The sequence below is a fragment of the Luteirhabdus pelagi genome (genome assembly GCF_016827595.1).
Taxonomy (GTDB): Bacteria; Bacteroidota; Bacteroidia; order Flavobacteriales; family Flavobacteriaceae; genus Luteirhabdus; species Luteirhabdus pelagi.
The window spans coordinates 156,266-177,802 of record NZ_JAECMS010000004.1; the positions used below are offsets into that span (position 1 = coordinate 156,266).

Sequence of the window (21,537 nt, forward strand, 5' to 3'; positions counted from 1 at the left end):
CAATCAGATAATTAGAGGATAAATTCCCTAATATCAATCGGATAACTATAACAACTGAAAAAAGCTCAGGGAATCCGTTAACATCTTTAACACATGTTTTACAAAACCTTTAACAGTACATGCGCTCAGGTTGGGACGTGCATTCCCTAGCTTTGTGGTAAGCTTAACAAAAAATACACATATGAGACAAAAATTTAAACTGCTGTTAACGCTGTTTACATTTCTCGTGGTGCAGATCGGATTTGCCCAAGAAGAAACGATAACAGGAACAGTAACGGACGATTCAGGTGTTCCACTCTTGGGTGTGAACATTTTAGTGAAGGGTACTTCAACAGGTGCCCAAACAGACTTTGATGGTAATTTTACCATTGAAGCATCGCAAGGACAAACCCTTGTCTTTAGTTATATCGGGTTTACGCCAAAAGAAGTTACTGTTGGCGCAAGCAACACCATCGATGTAACCCTAGAACAAGGTGAAGAATTGGAAACAGTAGTGGTAACCGCCCTTGGTATTTCTCGCGAAAAGAAAACACTGGGGTATGCTACGGAGGAGGTTTCTGGGGAAGAAGTCAATACAGTAACCACCGGTGGAAATATCTCTAATTCTCTTTCCGGTAAAGTTTCTGGATTACAAGTACGTCGGAATAACAATATTGGTGGCTCCACCAATGTTATTTTAAGAGGTACCAATTCCTTAACGGGTAATAACCAAGCCTTGTTTGTGGTGGATGGTGTTATCATCGACAACTCCAATACAAACTCATCTGCACAACAGCAAGCGGGTGCCGGGTTTGACTATGGTAATGCTGCATCAGACATCAACCCTCAAAACATCGAATCTATTAATGTCTTAAAGGGTGCTGCAGCAACGGCTCTATATGGTAACAGAGCTTCCAATGGAGCTATTATCATTACAACTAAAAAAGGCAAGAATCAAGAAGGCCTTGGAGTATCCATTAATTCTGGAATTCAAATTGGTGTCGTTAATAAGGAAACATTCCCAACCTATCAATCGGAATATGGTGGTGGATATGGACGCTATTATGGGGGACCAAATAACTATTGGTTTACCGGAGATGTAGATGAAGATGGACAAACTGATATTATTGCACCATTGTCAGAGGATGCTTCCTATGGAGCACCTTTCGACCCCAATCTATTAGTATATCAATGGGATGCCTTTTTCGACCCATCTAATCCTAATTTTAATACACCAACCCCTTGGACTTTTGCTGGAGATAACGGTCCGATATCTTTCTTTGAGGATGCCGTAACGCTTACTAATAATATAGCAGTTAGTGGAGGGAACGAGAAGCATAGTTTCCGCTTGAATTATTCTAAATTCGATGCAGATGGAATTATGCCAAACAGTAAACAGAATAAAAACACTATAAACTTTAGTGGTTCTTTAAATGTTACTGACGATTTGAATGTATCGACTAACATCAATTTTGTAAATCAAAAGACATTAGGACGTAACGGTACGGGATATTCTGACAATATTGTAACCTTGTTCCGTCAGTGGGTACAGACAAATGTCGATTTCCAAGCGCAAAAACGTGCGTATAACAGAACGGGACAAAACTTTACTTGGAACTATACCTCCCCGAGTAATTCAACCCCGATTTTCTGGGATAACCCATATTTCATTCGTTACGAAAACTTCCAAAATGATGAGCGTAATCGTGTCTATGGTAATGTTGCATTATCGTACGATCTTACCGATTGGTTCAATATTTTAGGAAGAATTACAATGGATTCTTACGATGAATTTCAGGAAGAAAGAACAGCACAAGGAAGTAATCCTGTTTCAAAATATTCACGGTTCAATAGAACTTTTAGAGAGTATAACTACGATTTGATCTTCAATTTCGATACTGATATATCTGAAGATATTTCATTCACAGGACTTTTAGGTACGAATATTAGAAGAAGTAATATTAACTCTATCTATGCCATTACAAATGGTGGTCTTGCAGTTCCAGGCGTATTCTCACTGGCGAATTCAGTTAACCCTATCGAAGCACCTGCGGAGACTGAAGCTGAACTTGGAGTAGATGGTATATATGCACAGGCAAGTTTTGGCTTCTGGAACACCTTATATTTAGAAGGTACGTTAAGAAGAGATAACACTTCTACACTTCCAAAAGACAACTCTGCTTTCTACTACCCTTCTGGAACGCTTAGTTACATTTTCTCAAATAATATTGATGCTGATTGGTTGAGCTTTGGTAAGCTACGATTGAATTATGCTGAAGTTGGTACCGGTGGAGATATCGGTAACTTTGCAAGATTGCAAGATAATTACAACAAGCCTACCCCTTTTGGTAGCGCAATATTGTTCTCTGTACCAAACACTAAAAACAATCCTGATCTTGTTGAAGAACGAGTAAACAGTTATGAAGGTGGATTGGAGCTAGAGTTTTTGGATCGACGACTTGGATTGGATGTATCGGTATACAAAACCAACACAACCGACCAAATTGTACCTGTAGCAGTAACTGGTGCTACTGGTTATACACGAAAAATCGTTAATTCTGGTGAAATTGAAAACCGAGGTCTCGAAGCAACTTTGCGTGCTACACCAGTTAAGACTGAAAACTTCGAATGGAATTTACGTGCCAATTGGGCGAAAAATACAAGTGAAGTACTTTCTCTTTTTGAAGGAGCCGATAATTTAGTACTCGGACAATTCCAAGGGGGAGTAACCTTAAACGCATCTGTAGGAGAACCTTACGGAGTAATTAAAGGAACTGATTTTGTATACGATGATAATGGAAATAAGATCCTAGAAAACGGTATTTACCTTAATACTCCGGGATCTAATAATGTTATTGGAGATGTAAACCCTGACTGGATTGGTGGTCTAAGTAACACCTTCAAGTATAAAAACCTAAGCTTAAGTTTCCTAATTGATGTGAAGCAAGGTGGTGATGTTTTCTCTCTTGACCAATACTATGGACAGGCAACCGGATTGTATCCAAATACAGCGGGATTGAATGACCTAGGAAATCCAGTTCGAAATACGTTAGATGAAGGCGGTGGAATCATCTTTGATGGTGTAAATGCCGATGGAAGTCCAAATACCACTCGTGTAGGAGTAACATCCTTTGGGGTTTTTGGATACCAAACATTTCCAAACAAAGCATTCGTTTATGATGCTTCCTTCGTGAAACTTCGTGAAGTAGCTTTAACTTATCAACTACCAGATAAATTTTTAAATAACTTATTTATCAACAAGGCTACGTTTACGCTAACAGGATCAAACCTTTGGATTATCCATAAGAATGTTCCTTATGCCGATCCAGAAGCTGGGCTAAGCTCAGGTAACCTTCAAGGGTATCAAAGTGGTGTACTCCCAACTACGAGAGACATCGGCTTTAACGTTAACCTACAATTTTAATAGAATAAAATCATAATTATGATAAAGAAGATAATATTAATATGTCTTGGCATTTTTTTCGTACAGTGCTCAGACGACCTAGAAGGACTTAATGAGGATGAAAAAGCCTTTAATGAAGTCCCAGGTGAAACACTAATGACAAATGGTCAGCGCAATATGGTTGATCAGTTAGTGAACACCAATGTGAACTTAAATGTATTTCGCCTTTTTGCCCAATATTGGGGTGAGGCTACCTATACAGATGAAGCAAATTATAATATTGTAACGAGAAGTATTCCTGAAAACCATTGGAATATCATGTATCGAGATGTCTTAAAAGATCTTGATGAAGCATATCGCTTAATTGAAGCACAAGAAATCGTAAATGTGAGTCCCTCACAGTTTGAGGAAGATACTGCTATCAAAGCAAATAAGCTTGCAATAATCGAGGTACAACGTGTTTTGGCGTATCAAATCCTTGTAGACACCTTTGCGGATATACCCTATTCCGAAGCGCTCGATGTTGACATTATCAACCCATCTTACGATGATGATGAAGCCATTTATAATGATTTAATCTCTCGTTTGAATACTGCGATTGGAAATATAAACACTTCCTTTGGAAGCTTCGGCGGACAGGATTTAATTTACAACGGAAACACCTCCTCTTGGTTGGCTTTAGCCAATTCGATTAAGCTTAGAATGGGGATGAGAATTGCCGATGTAGATCCTGCCCAAGCTGCAGAACTTGTTTCAAGCGCATCATCAAATATCATCGATAGCAATAGTGAAAACGCTACTATTGAATATTTATCGGCAACACCAAATACAAATCCATTATGGATAGATTTGGTACAAACTAACAGACGGGATTTTGTTCCTGCTGATACTTTCGTAAACCGTCTAAATGACCTAGAAGACCCAAGACGACCGATTTTCCTGGCAGATCCAATCGATGGAGAATATATTGGTGCGCCATATGGATCTACAGTTAGTTATGACTCGTATTCGCATATCGGAGACATCTATTTTACTCAAGATTTGGAAGGACTAATTTTTGATGCAGCAGAATCACATTTCTTGTTGGCAGAAGCCGTAGAAAGAGGGTTCATTGCTGGTGATGCCGAAGCATTATATGAGCAAGCAATTCGTCTTAACATGGAATATTGGGGAGTTGAATCTTCCGATATCGATTCATATATAAGTCAATCTGATGTTGATTATGCGACTGCCGAAGGCGATTATAAACAAAAAATCGGTGTTCAAAAATGGATTGCCTTGTATAACAGAGGGTTTGAAGGATGGACTGAATATAGAAGATTAGATTATCCACAATTAGAAGCACCTGAAGGTGCACAATCTGATATCGTTCCACTTCGCTTTACATATCCTGTAATTGAGCAAAACCTTAACTCTGGAAGCTATAATGCTGCCGCTTCTGCAATAGGAGGAGATGAGCTTACAACTCCAGTGTTTTGGGATGTAAACAACTAACGTAACATTCACCTAACTCTCCAGATTTATTTGAGTTAGCCAAAAAGCCGCCCCGAAAAGGGCGGCTTTTTTGATTTTGATAATTCCTTTCGTTCTTCTTATCGTTTGCTCTCACCTTTAAAATGCTGCGACTTATTCGCAAACAAAACATTGAAGGTTGTCAAACTTCCATAACAACGTGTAATATATTGCTGTAGATCTATCTTCTCCGATTCTTCTAACGTCTTATGGCTATTAATTCTTTGTTCCATCACCCGAAGACGGTCGCGCAACATCGTAATCTTATGGAAAAACGTATCGATCGGGATTTCCTTCTCAGAAAGACTAGAATCCTTAGGCTTCAACACCAACGTTCCACCTTTATATTTATCGGCAATAGGCGTGACCTCACTAACATCGCTCCACTTTTTTAAAATTTGACGCAAACTTCGCTCTACTTCATAAAAACTAACCGTATCCAAATCGTCTTCCGAAGCTTCAATCACCTCAAAATCTGCATCTAATTCCAGGGTTTCCAAACCACGGTCGATAAATGTAACCCAATACATATTGGACGCTACGTTCGTAATAACACCTTTCCCATATTCGGAATGCTCGATTCTCGATCCAATTCCTAACAATTTATTCATGTCTTTGTTTTTTAATTTGAAAATGAAATGTAGCTATTTTTTAATTGAGATGCACACCGCTTCCAACTGACCGATGTCATTTTCAACCAAAGGCTCCACGGTTACCTTTGCCTGAAAGATTTTTGAAGATGACGACTCCCTTAGTGCAAAAATACAATGTGGCGGGACCTCGCTATACGAGCTACCCCACTGTTCCCTATTGGGATGCCACATCCTTTTCAACTGAAAAATACATCCATAGCCTACAGCGAAGCTTTTCAGAAACAAATGCTTCGGAAGGCATCAGTATTTATATTCACCTTCCCTTCTGTGAAAGTCTTTGCACCTTTTGCGGCTGTAACAAACGCATCACCAAGAATCATGGCGTGGAAATACCCTATCTCGAATCGGTACTAAAGGAATGGGAGTTGTATTGCGACGTTTTTGATGAAACACCCATAATTCAAGAATTACATCTTGGTGGCGGCACCCCTACTTTCTTTTCACCTGAAAACCTAAAGGCACTTATCGACGGTATTTTTAACAAAGCTGTTAAGGCGTCGAAAGCAGAACTAAGCTTCGAGGGGCATCCAAACAACACCACCCTAGAACATTTGCAAAAATTAGCCTCGCTAGGATTCAATCGCGTAAGTTATGGGGTTCAGGATTATAACGAAAGCGTTCAAAAAGCAATTCACCGAATCCAACCCTTCGAAAATGTAAAGGCCGCAACTGATAATTCACGAAAGGCGGGCTTTACTTCCGTAGGACATGATATTATTTTCGGTCTACCGTTCCAAACCAAGGAACATATTATTCATACCATCGAGCGCACCAAGGAATTGATGCCCGACCGCATCGCATTTTACAGCTATGCCCATGTACCATGGATTAAAGGAAATGGACAACGCGGTTTTAAGGATGAAGACCTTCCTTCAGCTTCAGAAAAGCGAGCACAATACGAAATCGGGAAAAAGATGTTGTTGGAGGCCGGTTATATCGAAATCGGTATGGATCATTTTGCACTTCCCTCCGATTCGCTTTATAAAGCTATCGAGGCCAGGACCATCCATCGAAATTTTATGGGCTATACGTCGTCCAAAACCCAAATGATGATTGGGCTTGGCGTTTCTGCCATCGGCGATAGCTGGTATGGCTTCGGTCAGAACGTAAAGGTCGTAGAGGAATACCAAGCCATGATCGAAGAAGGTAGTTTCCCGCTATATCGCGGCCATATATTATCCTATGAAGATCTTGTGGTACGGCACCACATTCTAAATCTTATGTGCCAATTAAAAACCGATTGGTTTGCGCCCGAGGATTGGTTTCCAGAATTAACCGATTCGTTGATAAAACTTAAGGAAATGCAAGAAGATGGGCTGCTTCAGATCAATTCAAAAACACTTCGCATTACCGAAAAAGGCCGACCCTTTGTTCGAAATGCTTGTATGGCATTCGACCTATTATTACAACGTAACAAACCCGAAACACAGTTGTTTTCGATGACTGTGTGATACAAAAACCCATATTATGAGTATTACAGATGAAAAAACCATCGCGGAAATAGTTTCCACCAACATCAAAGCCTCCCATATCTTTAAAAAACACGGAATTGATTTCTGTTGTGGCGGTGGGATTACGGTCAAAAAAGCCTGCGAGAAAAAAGGAATCGAGTATTCAAAAGTACTAGAAGAATTAAGACATTTCGATGCTCCGGTAGTTGGCGATTACGATTATAACAATTGGAAGCTCGATGCCCTTATCGAACATATTGTAGCGGTACATCATCTTTACGTAGAGGAAAATATTCCATTAGTATTACAGTACGCCGAAAAGGTGGCCAAGGTTCACGGGCATCACTATACTGAAACTATCGAAATATTGAACTTATTCAAAATCGTAGCAGGCGACTTAAGCAGTCATATGAAGAAGGAAGAATTGATTCTATTTCCCTTCATCCAAAAGATGGTCCTGGCAAGTGAAACAGGAATGCCACTGGAAATTCCCCATTTTGTTGAAGTTGCCAATCCGATAGCCATGATGGAAGATGAACATGAAACCGCTGGTAACCTGTTCAAGGAAATCGGCAGACTTACAAACAACTATACAGCACCGGAAGGCGCTTGTAATACGTTTAGAGCGTTGTACGATAAATTAGCGGAGTTTGAGGAAGACCTTCACCTTCATATTCATTTGGAGAATAATATCCTTCACCCCAAAGCACTCGAACTAGAAAAGAAACTGACGAGAAAATCGTCGCACTAACCATTCTTCAAGTATGAAAAAAAGCCCTTCCAAAACGGAGGGCTTTTCTTTTACCAATATAAATGCATGTATTATTCTTTCTTTCCACCTCCGGCAACCATCTTATATACAATGACCGAAAGCAACACTACAACGGCGGCAAAAACACCGATCATAAACACCCCATTGCCCCAATCTACCAAAGGAATTATTGTCTGTATCATATCTTATTATTTTAAAGGTTAGTATTTTTTGTAAGCTGAACGTCGGCCATCGTCGGATTATGACATTCATAATTTGCTTCTATCGTAGGCTGCATCGGTTTAGGAGAAATGTAGGGTATTCCCAAGCCCAATCCGCGTAGGACAAACAGACAACCAATTAATATCACAAACACCGGAATAGCCTTTCGAATGCGTTGCCGCACCTGTCCGTTCAAGAAATTACCAATGTAAATCGCTGTCGTCATGAGCGGAATCGTTCCCGCACCAAATAAGACCATATACAAACTGCCTTCCCAAGTATTTCCCACTGCCAAAGCACCAAACACTGCCATATACACTAACCCACAAGGTAAAAACCCGTTTAGGAACCCGATGGTTAGAAAAGTGTCAGGCGATTTTTTTTTGAGGGCAGCACCCAGGTTGCTTTTCACCTTTCCGATAATACGGTATAATGGCTTGGCTAGCGAAATTTTTTGAAATTGCTTATACGGCAGCAGCACAAGCACTATCATCAATAACCCTATGGCTATGGTAAGTTGTTGTTGTAAACCGAAAAGGTTTAGTCCTTTTCCTACCAATCCAAAGACCAATCCTATTAATGCATACGCAAACAAACGGCCTCCGTGGTATAAGCTCAACTGACCGATCTTCTTTACCGAATTGTTTCTGTCCAATGGCAATAAGAAGGCAATGGGCCCACACATACCGACGCAGTGAAAGCTTCCTAACAAACCGAATAAAAAGGCCGTGGCTAACATATTAATCTATTTAGTAAACGATTTCGTCTCTATAAAGGAAGGATTTGCCATCCTGATCCCAAGCAATCGTAATGTTCCAACGACCATCCAACAAGCGTTCGTCAGGTATGAGCAATTGAGTACTGGAAAGTTTCAATGGAAGTAGAAAATCCAGCTGCTTATTGGATGGTCTATATAGGAACACTGTACCGTCAAGTGTTTTATTATTCATCATCTCCTGGGGAAAAGTGAGGAGATAGCCTTTATCTGTCTTCTCCCCGGAAATGGCACCTGATAGTAACGTTAGGTTCTTTTCAGCGTCTATTTCGCTTTGGTATGCGAGATCCTTTTGATAGTATTCTTCTACTACCAGATCGTAATCGTACTGGCTATCGGTGCTCATGCGTATCACGAAGAACATGATAAAAGCGATGAATAACACAATTCCGATAGCGATTCCTGTTCCCCAATTTATTTTCATAATTATTGTTTTTAGTTGTTTTTGGCGGGCTGCCCTGCTCTTTTAGACCTGCCGGGTTTCAATCTGTTTCAACACCATCAACTACCTCTTTTAAGACTACAGACTATAGACTACTTAAAACTTCTCGGTCCTAAGAAAGCAGTTGTGGTGGTTTCAATCAATTCTTCGCCACTATACACCCCGATTTTCACGCGGTCCTTATCGCCACTCAAGGCGCTGGCGTTTATTTCAATAAACAAGGTTCCTTCCGATAATCCCTGCTTCGGCACATCGAAGGCATCCTTGGTTACTAGTTCTATGGTTCCTTTATGCGACAATAACTTGAAGTGAATGTCTTCCACCGCTTCTGTGGTCTTATTCACCAACTTATAGGTATACACATTACTGATCATGTTATTCTCCTTGTGCTCGTACAACTGACCTGGCAATCGCAGCACACGTGCTTCCAAATCGTTTCGCAAGAATAGCATTCCGACCAACACACCGATCAAGATGACCAATACTGCGCTATACCCCTTCAATCGAGCATTGAACTGAAACTTGGCTTTCTTCTCGATATTCTCTTCACTCGCATAGCGAATCAATCCCTTCGGAAGATTCACCTTTTCCATTATGCTATCGCACGCATCGATACAAGCGGTACAGTTTACACATTCCAACTGTGTTCCGTTTCGGATGTCGATACCCGTCGGACAAACATGCACACACTGAAAACAATCGATGCAATCGCCTTTTCCAGAGGCTGCACGATCTTCTTTCTTGTTGAACTTTGCACGTCCTTCCTCTTTCTCACCTCGTTTATGGTCGTAGGCCACCACAATACTTTTGTTGTCCAACAATACCCCTTGCAACCTTCCATACGGACAGGCGATAATACATACCTGCTCCCGAAACCAAGCAAAGACAAAGTAGAAAACGCCCGTAAATATGAGCAGCGATATAAAGGTGCTCATGTTTTCAATCGGACCTTCGGTGACGTACTCCAACAGCTTATCACTTCCAATGAGGTAGGCCAAGAAAATATTGGCAATCAAAAACGAAATAATAAAGAACACAAACCATTTCAACCCTTTCTTTCGGATTTTCTCCGCATTCCACGGTTGCTTATTCAATCGAATTTGCTTGCCGCGGTCGCCTTCAATGGCATATTCAATTCTTCGGAACACCATTTCCATGAAAATGGTCTGCGGACAAATCCATCCACAGAAAATACGTCCGAAGGCCACCGTAAAGAAAATCACAAACACCACTCCTATGATCATCGAGATCACGAATAAGTGAAAGTCCTGAGGCCAAAATGGAAATCCAAAAATATTGAACCGTCGCTCCAGCACATTGAACATCAAGAACTGGTTCCCATTTATCTTGATAAACGGTGCGGAAAATAAGAATGCCAGTAAAAAGTAACTTACGTACTTTCGGTATTCATAGAATTTACCGGATGGCTTCTTGGGGAATACCCAAGCGCGTTTTCCTTCTTCATTAACAGTTGCGATACTATCGCGAAACGATTCGTTTTTTGGAGCTTCCATTGTTTGTTTTTCAGCTGTTGGTTGTTGGTTGAGTCAGCTGTTATTTTTCATCTTCCGCGTCTTCTTGCTCTTGGACGACATCGCCCGTTACCGGTTGGTCTTCCATAATTACTTGAATCTTGGTGCTATCGATCATTTCAACATCTACTTCTTCAATAGCAGCATCGGGATCGACCCAAATGTCACCTTCAGGATCCTTAGGATCAGCTGGCGTGGTACCGTGCATACTAAGCACATAACTTGCCACTTGCGCCATTTCAACAGGTTTTAGGTCTGTTTTCCAAGACACCATCCCTTTCCCGGCGCGACCTCCTTCAGAAATCGTATTGAAGACATTCTTGATACCACCGCCCAAAATCCAATAATCATCGACAAGGTTTGGTCCGATACCACCACCCATGTCAACCTTGTGGCAGGCAACACAGTTTGCTTCAAAAATCATCTTACCAGCATTCACGTCTTCTTCACCCGTTAGAATTTCAACGGTATTTACATCCACCAAGTTTTTAGCGGTCTTTTTATATTCTTCAATCTCGGCACGTGCTTCAGCTACGGCGATTTCATATTCTTCAACCTGATTGCTATCCTGGAAGATATGGTAGCGTACCAAATACACTACGGCAAAGATGATGGTGACATAGAAAAGGTATACCCACCATGGTGGTAAGGTATTGTCCAATTCGCGAATACCATCGTAATTATGGTCTAATACGATTTCACCTTCCTTCTCGATTGGTTTTTTATCGAGCAGCTTTTTATACATACGCTTCCACCATCCGAACTGATTTTCCTTCCGTACTTTTTCAGCTTCCATGTAGCGTTCCTGACCTTGTTCGTCAAGCCCTCGGAACATAATGCTTTTTAACGCTTCTGCTACTACTTCAATAGCAACAGAGAACATAAAGAGTACCGCCAGGACGGCCCAGATAATCGGATACTTTTCGATGGCCCATTGCTCGCCGGAGTCGAGTGTAAACTCCAGGAGGAAAAAGGCAATGGCCATAAAGCCTATAACTCGTAAATAAGATGCTGTGGTTTTCATAAGAGTTGGTCGTTTTTATCGGTTTCCAAAGGGATGTTGCTTACCTCCTTGACATGTTCTTTCTTAGCCGTGCATACCCACCAAAAAAGGGCTACGAAAAAGATAAAGAACACGAGTAGGGAGAAGATAGGGTAGACTTCTACCCCATCTATATTTTCTAAATTTCCTTTTACGAACTTTAACATGATTATTCTTTTTTGGCCGAAGCAGTCTCGGCGTTTTCAACTTTAATATCGGTACCCAAGCGTTGTAGATAAGCGATGAGCGCTACTACTTCACGATTTCGCATTTCTACGAAGTCTTCACCATTTTCTTGGGCATATTGTTTATCGGCCTCATAGGTCTTCTCGAAGTCAGGATCTGCATATAGATTCTGTTCAATCCTTGTCCCTTGTTCCAACATCGATTGCTGTGCATTGGCGATGTCTTCTTCAGTATACGGAACCCCGAGGGTCACCATAGCATTCATCTTCGCTTCGGTTTCAGATTTATCCATTTCAGAATTAATCAACCATTTATAGGAAGGCATGATACTACCAGAAGAAGTACTCTGCGGATCGTAGAAGTGATTTAAGTGCCAGTTATCGCTATATTTTCCACCGACGCGGAAAAGATCGGGACCGGTACGTTTACTACCCCAAAGAAATGGGTGATCGTAGACATACTCACCGCTTTTCGAATACGGTCCGTAGCGTTCTACTTCACTTCGGAACGGACGGATCATCTGCGAGTGACAAGACACACAGCCTTCACGGATGTAAATGTCGCGACCTTCCAGTTCAAGTGGTGTATACGGTTTCACGCTAGTAATACGTGGTACGTAATCGTCTACCATCAAGGATGGAATAATCTGCACCATACCACCGATCAAAATAGCAACGGTAGCGTAGATAGTTAGTTTCACTGGACGACGCTCCAACCAAGTGTGGTATCCTTCCTTGGCGGTTCTGTGCTTGGTTACTTTTTGAAGTGGTGCGGCTTCGGCCAACTCGTCGGTTACCTTGCTACCGCGACGTACCGTCTGAATAACATTATAGAGCATTACGAAAGCTCCTAAAATATATAACGAACCTCCAATGGCACGCATCCAATACATCGGGATGATCTCACTAACGGTTTCTAGGAAGTTACCGTATACCAAGGTTCCGTCGGGGTTGAATTGCTTCCACATAGATGCTTGAACGAATCCGGCGACATACATTGGTAATGCATACATAATGATACCGAGGGTACCGATCCAAAAGTGGGCATTCGCCAATTTGGTGCTCCAAAGTTTTGTCTTGAACAGTTTTGGCACCAACCAATATACCATACCAAAGGTTAAGAAACCGTTCCAAGCCAAAGCACCTACGTGAACGTGTGCGATAATCCAATCGCTAAAGTGGGCGATTGCATTTACGTTCTTTAACGAGAGCATCGGACCTTCAAAGGTTGCCATACCATATCCGGTAATGGCTACTACCATAAATTTTAAAACAGGATCGGTTCGTACTTTATCCCACGCACCACGAAGGGTCAATAGACCGTTGATCATACCACCCCAAGAGGGTGCGATAAGCATCACGGAGAAAACTACCCCAAGGTTTTGTGCCCAATCTGGCAAGGCTGAATATAATAAGTGGTGAGGTCCAGCCCAGATGTAGATAAAGATCAGCGACCAAAAGTGAACGATCGATAGGCGATAGGAATATACCGGACGATTCGCTGCCTTTGGAACGAAGTAATACATCAATCCAAGAAATGGCGTCGTTAGGAAGAACGCTACCGCATTATGTCCGTACCACCATTGTACCAAAGCATCCTGAACACCAGCATAGGCCGAATAACTTTTTAGGAAGTTAACAGGCAATTCCATACTGTTTACGATATGCAGTACTGCAACAGTCACGAAGGTGGCTAGGTAGAACCAGATGGCGACGTACAAATGACGCTGACGACGTTTTAGGATGGTTCCGATCATGTTAGCACCAAAGGCTACCCAAACCAAGGCAATCGCGATATCGATGGGCCATTCCAATTCGGCATACTCCTTTGAAGTCGTAAAACCAAGTGGTAAGGTAAGGGCTGCTGCCACGATAATGGCTTGCCAACCCCAGAAATTAAAATTACTAAGGAAATTGCTCCACATCCGCGCTTTCAATAAACGCTGAAGGGAATAATAAACGCCTGCAAAAATTGCGTTCCCCACAAAGGCGAAAATTACGGCGTTGGTGTGCAGCGGACGTAGACGCCCGAAGCTCAACCAAGAGATCCCGTCAGTTAGGTTTGGGAACAAAAACATGAAGGCCAGTAGTAAGCCGACCGAAAAGCCAACAACCCCCCAAACCAGGGTGGCGATGACGAACTTATTTACGATCTTATTATCGTAATAAAACTGCTCTGTTTGCATAATTATGAGTGTTTCTCCGTATGGTTATTAGTATGATTTCCTGATGTTGAAGATTGAGTAGCCGATGCCCCTTCCTTTACGAGTTCGTCTTCAAAGAGCATTCGCACCGATGGGGTATAGGTATCATCGTATTGGCCCTTTTTCACAGAAAAGAGAAAGGCGCACAAAAACACGAGTGCCACACTTACACTGATGGCCAATAAAACATAAATGATACTCATACCTAAGCTATTTATGGGTGTAAAAGTACTGGGGAGGGGTTCCTTAAAAAATGACAATCGTCAGCTTTGGTTATTTGGAAAGGTTCTAAGGATTCAAGCGAGATTGGGGTATTAACATCTCCCCCAACCCCCTCTTCAAAGAGGGGGCTTACAAGAATTTACGGGTATTTTATCTCGTTTCAGGAGTCGGAAGGCTCTTCAAAGAGGGGGCTTACAAATTTTGATGTTTTTTAACTCGTTATCGCTTCAGGAATTGGAGGCAATTCGAAGAGGGGGCTTACAAATTTTGAGGAGTTATGCACCCCTTCCTTCGAAGCCTGCCTGTCGGCAGACAAGGAAGGGGCAAGGGGATGGATGTCAAATAATTGGAGTAACTTTATATATGCCTAACAAAATAATTCGATACCGAAGGGACCTTAAAATGCGAGCAAGAGAGCTTCGAAAAAACCTAACACCAGCCGAAGCTTTGTTATGGGAAGCAATCCGCAAAAAGAAATTGGGAATTGAATTTCATCGACAGGTTCCCATGCTGGATTATATCGTAGATTTCTATTGTCACGAAATAGGCTTGGCAATCGAGGTAGATGGTGAAGTACATGACCATAATGTTTTGGAAGATGGCCGCCGTCAGGCACGATTGGAATCGGAAGGGGTTCAATTTCTTCGCTTTAGTAATTCTCAGGTTACCGAAAATATTACGCTGGTAATTGAGGAAATAAATAAAAAAATTGAAGAAGCGCTAAAGTGATTGAAGTAATGAAGATTATCTACATAAATTGACATCTCCCCCAAACCTTAGCCTTCCTCTCCCTCATACTTCGGTCGTCGGAGGCTATTCAAAGAGGGGGCTTATAAGCCTTGAAAGGCTTTTATCTCGTTATCAATTCAGGAGTCGGAAGGCTGTTCGAAGAGGGAGCTTATTTGAAGTATTTTATCTCGTTTACAACCTAAAACATTGTTACGGTGTACGTGTATGCCACTTCACCGCTACGGTGGTGAACACCACGATGCTTATACTGCTTAGCGGCATCAAGATAGCCGCAACGACAGGTTGAAGATGTCCCGTTACCGCAAATGATAGCCCGATAAGGTTATAAAACAGCGAGAAGATAAACGCCCACTTGATTATCTGAATACTCTTCGCCGCTCTCGAAAAGAACCACATTAATTCCTGAAAGTTACTCGCATCCAAAATACCGTCGCAGGCGGGACTAAAAACATTGATATCCTCGGAAATTACGATCCCAACATCGCTTTGCTTCAAGGCGCCAGCATCGTTCAAACCATCTCCCACCATCATCACCGTCTGCCCTGATTCTTTCAGTTTCTTAATAAAGCGAAGCTTATCTTCAGGTTTTTGATTGAAAATCAAATCTGTTCCCGCTGGCAACAACTTTTCCAGTCGACTGCGCTCGCCTTCATTGTCGCCCGAAAGCACCACTAATTTTTTACCATGTTGCTTTAATTCGTGAAAGATTTCACCCATGCCATCACGGTATTCGGTATGAAAAACATAACAACCCTTATACTGATTGTTGCTGCTAATATGCACCGTTGTCTTATCGAGCGTTTCTGAAACAACGCCAGCACCTTCACCAAAATTCCCAACAAAAGCAGAAGATCCAATTTTAATCGTTTGCGAATCGACCATAGCCGAAATTCCTTTTCCGACCTCCTCTTCAAATTCATCCAACGTCTGAATGTTGTGATGGTCCAATACATCGTACAACGCACGACTTAATGGGTGGTTGGAAGCCCTCAACGTACTGGTCAGCAATTCCTTTTCAGCAGTAGACAGCTCCACCCCTTCATACGTAATATGGTTTTTCTTATTTGACGTAAGGGTTCCGGTTTTATCGAAAACCACCGTATCTACCTTCGCCATTTGTTCAATAACGGAAGCTTCCTTCAGATATAACTTTCGCTTTCCAAAAATACGTAGCATATTCCCCAATGTGAACGGTGCCGCAAGTGCAATGGCACACGGACAGGCGACAATCAATACGGCCGTAAATACATTAAACGCCTTTCCGGGGTCAATTATAAGCCAAATAATCGTGGATAGAAACGCAATACTCAATACCGCCACCGTAAATCGCTTGCTGATGCTATCCGTCAGGCTTTCAAAGACGCCTTCATGACCTTTACTAAAGACATCGTTGCTCCACAATTGGGTGAGATAACTCTGTTCTACAGGCTTTAATACTTCAACTTCGAGGATACCGGCCTGTTGACGACCCCCTGCAAAAAGTTTGTCGCCACTACCCTTTTCCACTGGCTGGGCTTCACCCGTAACAAAACTATAATCGATTAAGGCATTTCCCTTTATCAAAATAGCGTCTACGGGAATGAGTTCATTATTTCGAATAAGCAATCGATCGCCTTTCTGAACTTCATATACAGGCGTTTGTTCTTCAAATTGAACACCTGCTGAAGACTTGCTAAGCTTGGTTACTGCAATTGGGAAGTATGATTTATAATCGCGTTCAAACGATAAGAAGGCATAGGTTTTCTGTTGAAAGAATTTCCCAAGTAACAGGAAAAACACCAATCCCGTCAAACTATCGAAGAAACCACTTCCCCAGTCGAAGGCAATGTCCAAGGTACTTCTTACAAACAATACAAAAATCCCGATGGCAATCGGAACATCGATATTCAGAAAGCCCGCTCGCAGTCCTTTAAAGGCCGAAACAAAATAGGATCGGGCCGAATAGACCACCACGGGCACCGAAAAGGCAAACATCAACCAACGGAAGACAACCTTAAAACGGTCTAGCCAAAATTCTTCAACCTCAAAATACTCAGGAAATGAAAGCAGCATCACATTTCCAAAGGCAAAACCCGCAACGCCTAATTTATACAGTAAGTCACGATTGATGGTCTTTTCTTTCTTTTCAGAATTTTCTAGTGAAATATAGGGTTCATAGCCAATACGACTAAGCAACAATACTAATTCTTTTAAACTTACTGTTTCTGAACAAAAGGTAACACGAACGGTTTTTTCGGGGAAGTTCACCGTAGAAACCGAAACCCCTTTGTTCAACTTATTAAGGTTTTCCAACACCCAAATACAACTGCTACAATGGATGGAAGGAATTAAAAAGGAAGCGATTTGCGTATTGCCATCATTGAATTCCAATAACTTTTCTGCTATGGATTCATTGTCCAAGAAATCGAACTTTCCGGCAATTTCTTTCGGACTCGTACCGGGAGTGTTTTCAAGGTCGTAATAATACGATAAATCGTTATCGTGTAGAATGTCGTACACGGTTTTGCAGCCATGACAACAAAAAGGTTTGTCATGATGTTCGATAACGCCATCGAGGCAGTCATCTCCGCAATGGAAACATTTTTCCATACTCAAGTTGCTAAAATACCTGCTGCAAAGATGGTGGGAAACCGCTCCCTATAAAATGATAATTGTCAGCTGCTGCAGCTCTTGGACTTCTTTACGCCGAACTTCACCAAAATATCCTCCATCAAGCACCATCTAGTAAGAGAGGACTGTAACAGATTCACTCCGATAAATGCAGTAAACCAAAGCCAGTTTATATTTACATAAATAGCCAGTAGGAGACTGATTAGAATAAACGTTCCAGCGATGGCTCTAATATAGCGTTCTAACATGATTTAGGGTTTTTACGATTATAGATAACGTTCAATAGGGACTACCACTGCACGAATGGGATTGTCCGTTTCCAAATGTTTGTTGAATTCGGTCACCACTTCAAAAAAGGCATCGATTTTCTCTTCTTCCGTAAAACTAAAGAACATACTAGAATCGGCCCCGCTTTTTTCCGAAGGAAACCAACTGGAATTCATCATAAAGGAAGTGGCATTCTTAAAGCCAGCGATATTCGATTCGCTAAAGCTTTCAATTTCTGCCTGACGAAAAAGCTTTAAAACATCACTTTCAAACGCCTCAACAGCTGTAACGATTAGTAGTTTCATGATTCGTGGTTTTTTCGTTCAATGATATAGTATACCAGCGGCACTACCAACAGGGTAAGCACCGTAGACACCAAGGTTCCGCCCATCAATGAAATGGCCAGGCCTTGAAAAATGGGATCGAATAAAATGACAAACGCCCCGATGATGACCGTTCCCGCCGTAAGCAAAATGGGTGTGGTACGAACAGCACCTGCTTCAATGACGGCCTGTTTCAAAGGAATGCCTTCCTTCACCCGTAGATTCACAAAGTCGATAAGCAAGACCGAATTCCGAACCATAATTCCAGCCAGGGCAATCATTCCGATAAAGGAAGTCGCGGTAAAGAATGCATCCAACAACCAATGGCCTAGCACGATTCCAATCAATGACAACGGAATGGCGACCATCATCACCACCGGTGCCTTAAAGTTCTGGAACCAGCCGACAATTAGCATATAAATTATGACAATCACCCCCAAAAAGGCAATGCCCAAATCGCGGAATACTTCCAAGGTAATCTGCCACTCACCATCCCACTTCACCGTATAATCGTCTTCAAATTCGGGTTGGTTCATATACAATTCCTGCATGCTATACCCCTTCGGTAAATCGATTTGCTTCAACTTCTCCTCCATTCCCAAAATGGCATACACCGGACTTTCCAGTTCACCCGCCATATCCGCTAAAACATAGACAACACGTTTTTGGTTTTTCCGATAAATGCTTTTCTCCTTGGTAGTTTTTTCAATCGAAATCAAATCGCCTATAGGAACCATGTTCCCGCGTTTCGACTGTATCTTAAGTTCAGTAATATCCTGAAGCGTCGATTTCTCTTTCTCTTCCAATGCTAAAACCACCCCAATTTGGTTCGAAGCATCTTCATCGTATAAATGCGTAACGGCTCGATTCCCCAGCGCCATATTCAACGTATGCGTAATCTGCTTTGGAACCACGCCATACAACATCGCCTTTTCCTTATCGATGATAAAATCGTATTCGGTCTGATCGGCCTCGACCATCCAATCGACATCCACCACATCGGCAGTATTGTTTAAAATCTGCTGCACCGAATCGGCAATCGCTTGTTGTGTTTCATAATCGGGTCCATACACCTCAGCTACGATGGTAGATAGCACGGGAGGTCCTGGCGGCACTTCCACAATTTTTACATTAGCACCGTAAGCGCTTGCAATTTTTTGGATACCGGGACGAAATTCCTTCGCCAAATCGTGACTTTGCGCACTTCGGTCGTGCTTATCGACCAAGTTCACCTGTATATCGGCCATGTTGCTGCCACCACGTAAATCGTAGTGACGGACCAAACCATTAAAGGTAATCGGTGCAGATGTTCCTACGTAACTTTGATAGTTTACTACCTTCGATTGAGAACCGAGATACTGACCCACTTCCCGAGCCACCAATGCCGTACGTTCCAGTGTGGTTCCTTCTGGCATGTCGATGACCACCTGAAATTCATTCTTGTTATCGAACGGAAGCATTTTCACCGCAACCGATTCGGTAAAGAACATCCCGACAGATCCTAATAATAAGATAAAGGTCGCGCCCAAAAATAGCCAGCGCTTCGTTCTGTTTTCAATCAATGGACGCTCGAAACGCGCATATATTTTATAGATAGCCGAATCTTCCAACCGCTTCTGTGGCTTCGGCTTCTTGCCTTTCTTTTCCTTTTCGCGTAAAAAGATAAACCCTAAATATGGTGTAATGGTCAGGGCTACGAACAGTGACAATAACATCGCAATACTGGCACCAATTGGCATGGGCGACATATACGGCCCCATCAATCCAGAAACAAAAGCCATTGGCAATACCGACGCGATTACGGTAAACGTTGCCAAAATCGTTGGGTTCCCCACTTCATTGATTGCGTACAGAGCGGCCTGCTTAAACGGTAGCCGTTTCATCTTAAAATGACGGTGCATATTCTCCGCAATAATGATGGAATCATCCACCACGATACCTGTTACAAACACCAGTGCAAAGAGCGTAATTCGGTTTAAGGTATAATCTAGGATGTAGTAACTGAGCAACGTCAAGGCGAAAGTGATGGGTACCGAAAGGAACACCACCAGACCACCGCGCCAGCCCATTGCCAACATCACGACTAAGGTAACGGCTATAATGGCACCGATTAAGTGCATCAAGAGTTCTGACACCTTTTGGGAAGCGGTTTCGCCATAGTTTCGGGTAATTTCCACCTTTACCTCATCGGGAATCAAGGTCTTGCGCAAATGATCGACCTTTTCCAAAATCACGTCTGCGATCTTCATCGCATCGGCGCCTTTTCGCTTGGCGACCGAAATGGTGACGGCCGGATATTCCGACGGATACTCTCCGCCCTTTTCACTTGCCTGTCCGAAGCCCAACGACACATAATCCTTGGGAATTTCTGGGCCATCGATTACCTCAGCAATTTGCTTCAAATAAATAGGCTGTTGTTGCTGAACACCAACTACTAGGTTTTCAACATCGCTTCGGCTTTGTAAAAATTCACCTGTTTTAATACTGTATTCCGTGTCGTTTCTATCAAAAGTGCCCGCGCTAAGCTGCTGGTTATGTACTTTCAACATCTCCGCAACCTGAAGAAAATCCAATCCACTTTCTGCCAATTTCGCCTTGTCCAACACCACGCGAAGCTCACGGTCGCGACCTCCGATTTTATGCGTGGCCGACACATCGCCTACCTTTTCAATCTCATCGGTCAGTTCCTGGGCAATTTGCTTCAATCGGTAATCATCGTAGCTTTCACTCCATAGGGTTAAACCCAACATCGGCACATCGTCGATGGCACGTGGCTTCACCAAAGGCATGGTAACACCCTCTGGCATCTGGTCCATATGCTTATTCATCTCGTTGTACAGCTTCACAAAAGAGCGCTCGATGTCTTCACCTACATAAAATTGAACAATGACCATCGCCTGCTCCTCCATCGAAGTGGAATACACATACTCCACCCCCGGAATGTTCGACACCAACTTCTCCAACGGTTTCACCACTCGCGATTCAACCTCGGTTGGGCTCGCTCCCGGATACCCCACAAAAATATCGGCCATGGGGACATCGATCTGTGGCTCCTCTTCCCTTGGAATCAAAAAGGAAGCATATACGCCAATCACCATAAATACGATCATCAGCAATATGGTCAATTTCGACCCTATAAATGCTTTGGCTATCTTGCCTGCTAATCCGTCTTTCATTTACTTTTTTTATTATTTGGGCGTTTCCCACGCGAGGC

General features: G+C 42.4%; 18 protein-coding genes. 5 read left to right on the forward strand and 13 right to left on the reverse strand.

The genetic code is table 11. From position 1 onward, the window contains the following. The first annotated feature begins 181 nt into the window (after positions 1-181). Together I4Q58_RS11635 and I4Q58_RS11640 are read left to right on the forward strand one after the other, a co-directional pair. On the forward strand, positions 182-3,403 hold the full coding sequence (locus I4Q58_RS11635; protein WP_203296056.1) for a SusC/RagA family TonB-linked outer membrane protein: 3,222 nt from the start codon (positions 182-184) through the stop codon (positions 3,401-3,403). Between the two features lie 18 nt (positions 3,404-3,421). Further along, entirely contained in the window at positions 3,422-4,876 is a 1,455-nt protein-coding gene (locus I4Q58_RS11640; RefSeq protein WP_203296057.1) for a SusD/RagB family nutrient-binding outer membrane lipoprotein, read from the forward strand. 98 nt (positions 4,877-4,974) lie between these two features. Here I4Q58_RS11640 and I4Q58_RS11645 read toward each other — a convergent pair whose 3' ends face one another. Beyond that, a complete protein-coding gene (locus I4Q58_RS11645) occupies positions 4,975-5,505 on the reverse strand; it encodes a hypothetical protein (RefSeq protein ID WP_203296058.1) in 531 nt (176 codons plus the stop codon). 128 nt (positions 5,506-5,633) lie between these two features. On the opposite strand from I4Q58_RS11645, the gene hemN reads away from it, so the two are divergent. Both hemN and ric read left to right on the forward strand, forming a co-directional pair. After that, positions 5,634-6,998, forward strand: a complete 1,365-nt coding sequence (hemN, locus tag I4Q58_RS11650) for an oxygen-independent coproporphyrinogen III oxidase (protein ID WP_203296059.1) — start codon at positions 5,634-5,636, stop codon at positions 6,996-6,998. Between the two features lie 16 nt (positions 6,999-7,014). After that, entirely contained in the window at positions 7,015-7,749 is a 735-nt protein-coding gene (gene ric, locus I4Q58_RS11655; protein ID WP_203296060.1) for an iron-sulfur cluster repair di-iron protein, read from the forward strand. Between the two features lie 71 nt (positions 7,750-7,820). Here ric and I4Q58_RS15695 read toward each other — a convergent pair whose 3' ends face one another. The 8 genes from I4Q58_RS15695 to ccoS form a co-directional block, all read right to left on the reverse strand. Continuing rightward, a complete protein-coding gene (locus I4Q58_RS15695) occupies positions 7,821-7,952 on the reverse strand; it encodes a hypothetical protein (protein ID WP_262896176.1) in 132 nt (43 codons plus the stop codon). An 11-nt stretch (positions 7,953-7,963) separates the two neighbouring features. After that, positions 7,964-8,710 (reverse strand): sulfite exporter TauE/SafE family protein, encoded by a 747-nt coding sequence (locus tag I4Q58_RS11660; RefSeq protein ID WP_203296061.1) that lies wholly within the window; start codon positions 8,708-8,710, stop codon positions 7,964-7,966. Positions 8,711-8,720: 10 nt separating this feature from the next. Beyond that, on the reverse strand, positions 8,721-9,170 hold the full coding sequence (locus I4Q58_RS11665) for a FixH family protein (protein WP_203296062.1): 450 nt from the start codon (positions 9,168-9,170) through the stop codon (positions 8,721-8,723). Positions 9,171-9,280: 110 nt separating this feature from the next. Continuing rightward, positions 9,281-10,702: a cytochrome c oxidase accessory protein CcoG gene (gene ccoG, locus I4Q58_RS11670; RefSeq protein WP_203296063.1), complete on the reverse strand. Its 1,422-nt coding sequence runs from the start codon at positions 10,700-10,702 to the stop codon at positions 9,281-9,283. A 40-nt stretch (positions 10,703-10,742) separates the two neighbouring features. Continuing rightward, positions 10,743-11,744, reverse strand: a complete 1,002-nt coding sequence (locus tag I4Q58_RS11675; RefSeq protein ID WP_203296064.1) for a cbb3-type cytochrome c oxidase N-terminal domain-containing protein — start codon at positions 11,742-11,744, stop codon at positions 10,743-10,745. After that, entirely contained in the window at positions 11,741-11,929 is a 189-nt protein-coding gene (locus tag I4Q58_RS11680) for a CcoQ/FixQ family Cbb3-type cytochrome c oxidase assembly chaperone (RefSeq protein WP_203296065.1), read from the reverse strand. The genes I4Q58_RS11675 and I4Q58_RS11680 overlap by 4 nt, the downstream gene beginning before the upstream one ends. 2 nt (positions 11,930-11,931) lie before the next feature. Next, positions 11,932-14,133, reverse strand: a complete 2,202-nt coding sequence (gene ccoN, locus I4Q58_RS11685) for a cytochrome-c oxidase, cbb3-type subunit I (protein WP_203296066.1) — start codon at positions 14,131-14,133, stop codon at positions 11,932-11,934. 2 nt (positions 14,134-14,135) lie between these two features. Further along, complete coding sequence (gene ccoS, locus I4Q58_RS11690) at positions 14,136-14,354, reverse strand: cbb3-type cytochrome oxidase assembly protein CcoS (protein WP_203296067.1); 219 nt, start codon at positions 14,352-14,354, stop codon at positions 14,136-14,138. A 382-nt stretch (positions 14,355-14,736) separates the two neighbouring features. Between ccoS and I4Q58_RS11695 the strand changes: the two genes are divergently transcribed. Then, complete coding sequence (locus tag I4Q58_RS11695; protein WP_203296068.1) at positions 14,737-15,102, forward strand: endonuclease domain-containing protein; 366 nt, start codon at positions 14,737-14,739, stop codon at positions 15,100-15,102. A 210-nt stretch (positions 15,103-15,312) separates the two neighbouring features. On the opposite strand, the gene I4Q58_RS11700 is transcribed toward I4Q58_RS11695, so the two are convergent. The 4 genes from I4Q58_RS11700 to I4Q58_RS11715 form a co-directional block, all read right to left on the reverse strand. After that, positions 15,313-17,712, reverse strand: coding sequence for a heavy metal translocating P-type ATPase (locus I4Q58_RS11700; protein ID WP_203296069.1), 2,400 nt, complete (start codon positions 17,710-17,712; stop codon positions 15,313-15,315). A gap of 65 nt (positions 17,713-17,777) precedes the next feature. Continuing rightward, complete coding sequence (locus tag I4Q58_RS11705) at positions 17,778-17,981, reverse strand: YgaP family membrane protein (protein ID WP_203296070.1); 204 nt, start codon at positions 17,979-17,981, stop codon at positions 17,778-17,780. Between the two features lie 18 nt (positions 17,982-17,999). Beyond that, on the reverse strand, positions 18,000-18,305 hold the full coding sequence (locus tag I4Q58_RS11710; protein WP_203296071.1) for a hypothetical protein: 306 nt from the start codon (positions 18,303-18,305) through the stop codon (positions 18,000-18,002). Beyond that, the gene (locus I4Q58_RS11715; RefSeq protein ID WP_203296072.1) at positions 18,302-21,499 is read right to left on the reverse strand and encodes an efflux RND transporter permease subunit; all 3,198 of its coding nucleotides are present in this window, start codon (positions 21,497-21,499) and stop codon (positions 18,302-18,304) included. Before I4Q58_RS11715 ends, I4Q58_RS11710 begins: the two co-directional genes overlap by 4 nt. Between the last annotated feature and the right edge of the window lie 38 nt (positions 21,500-21,537).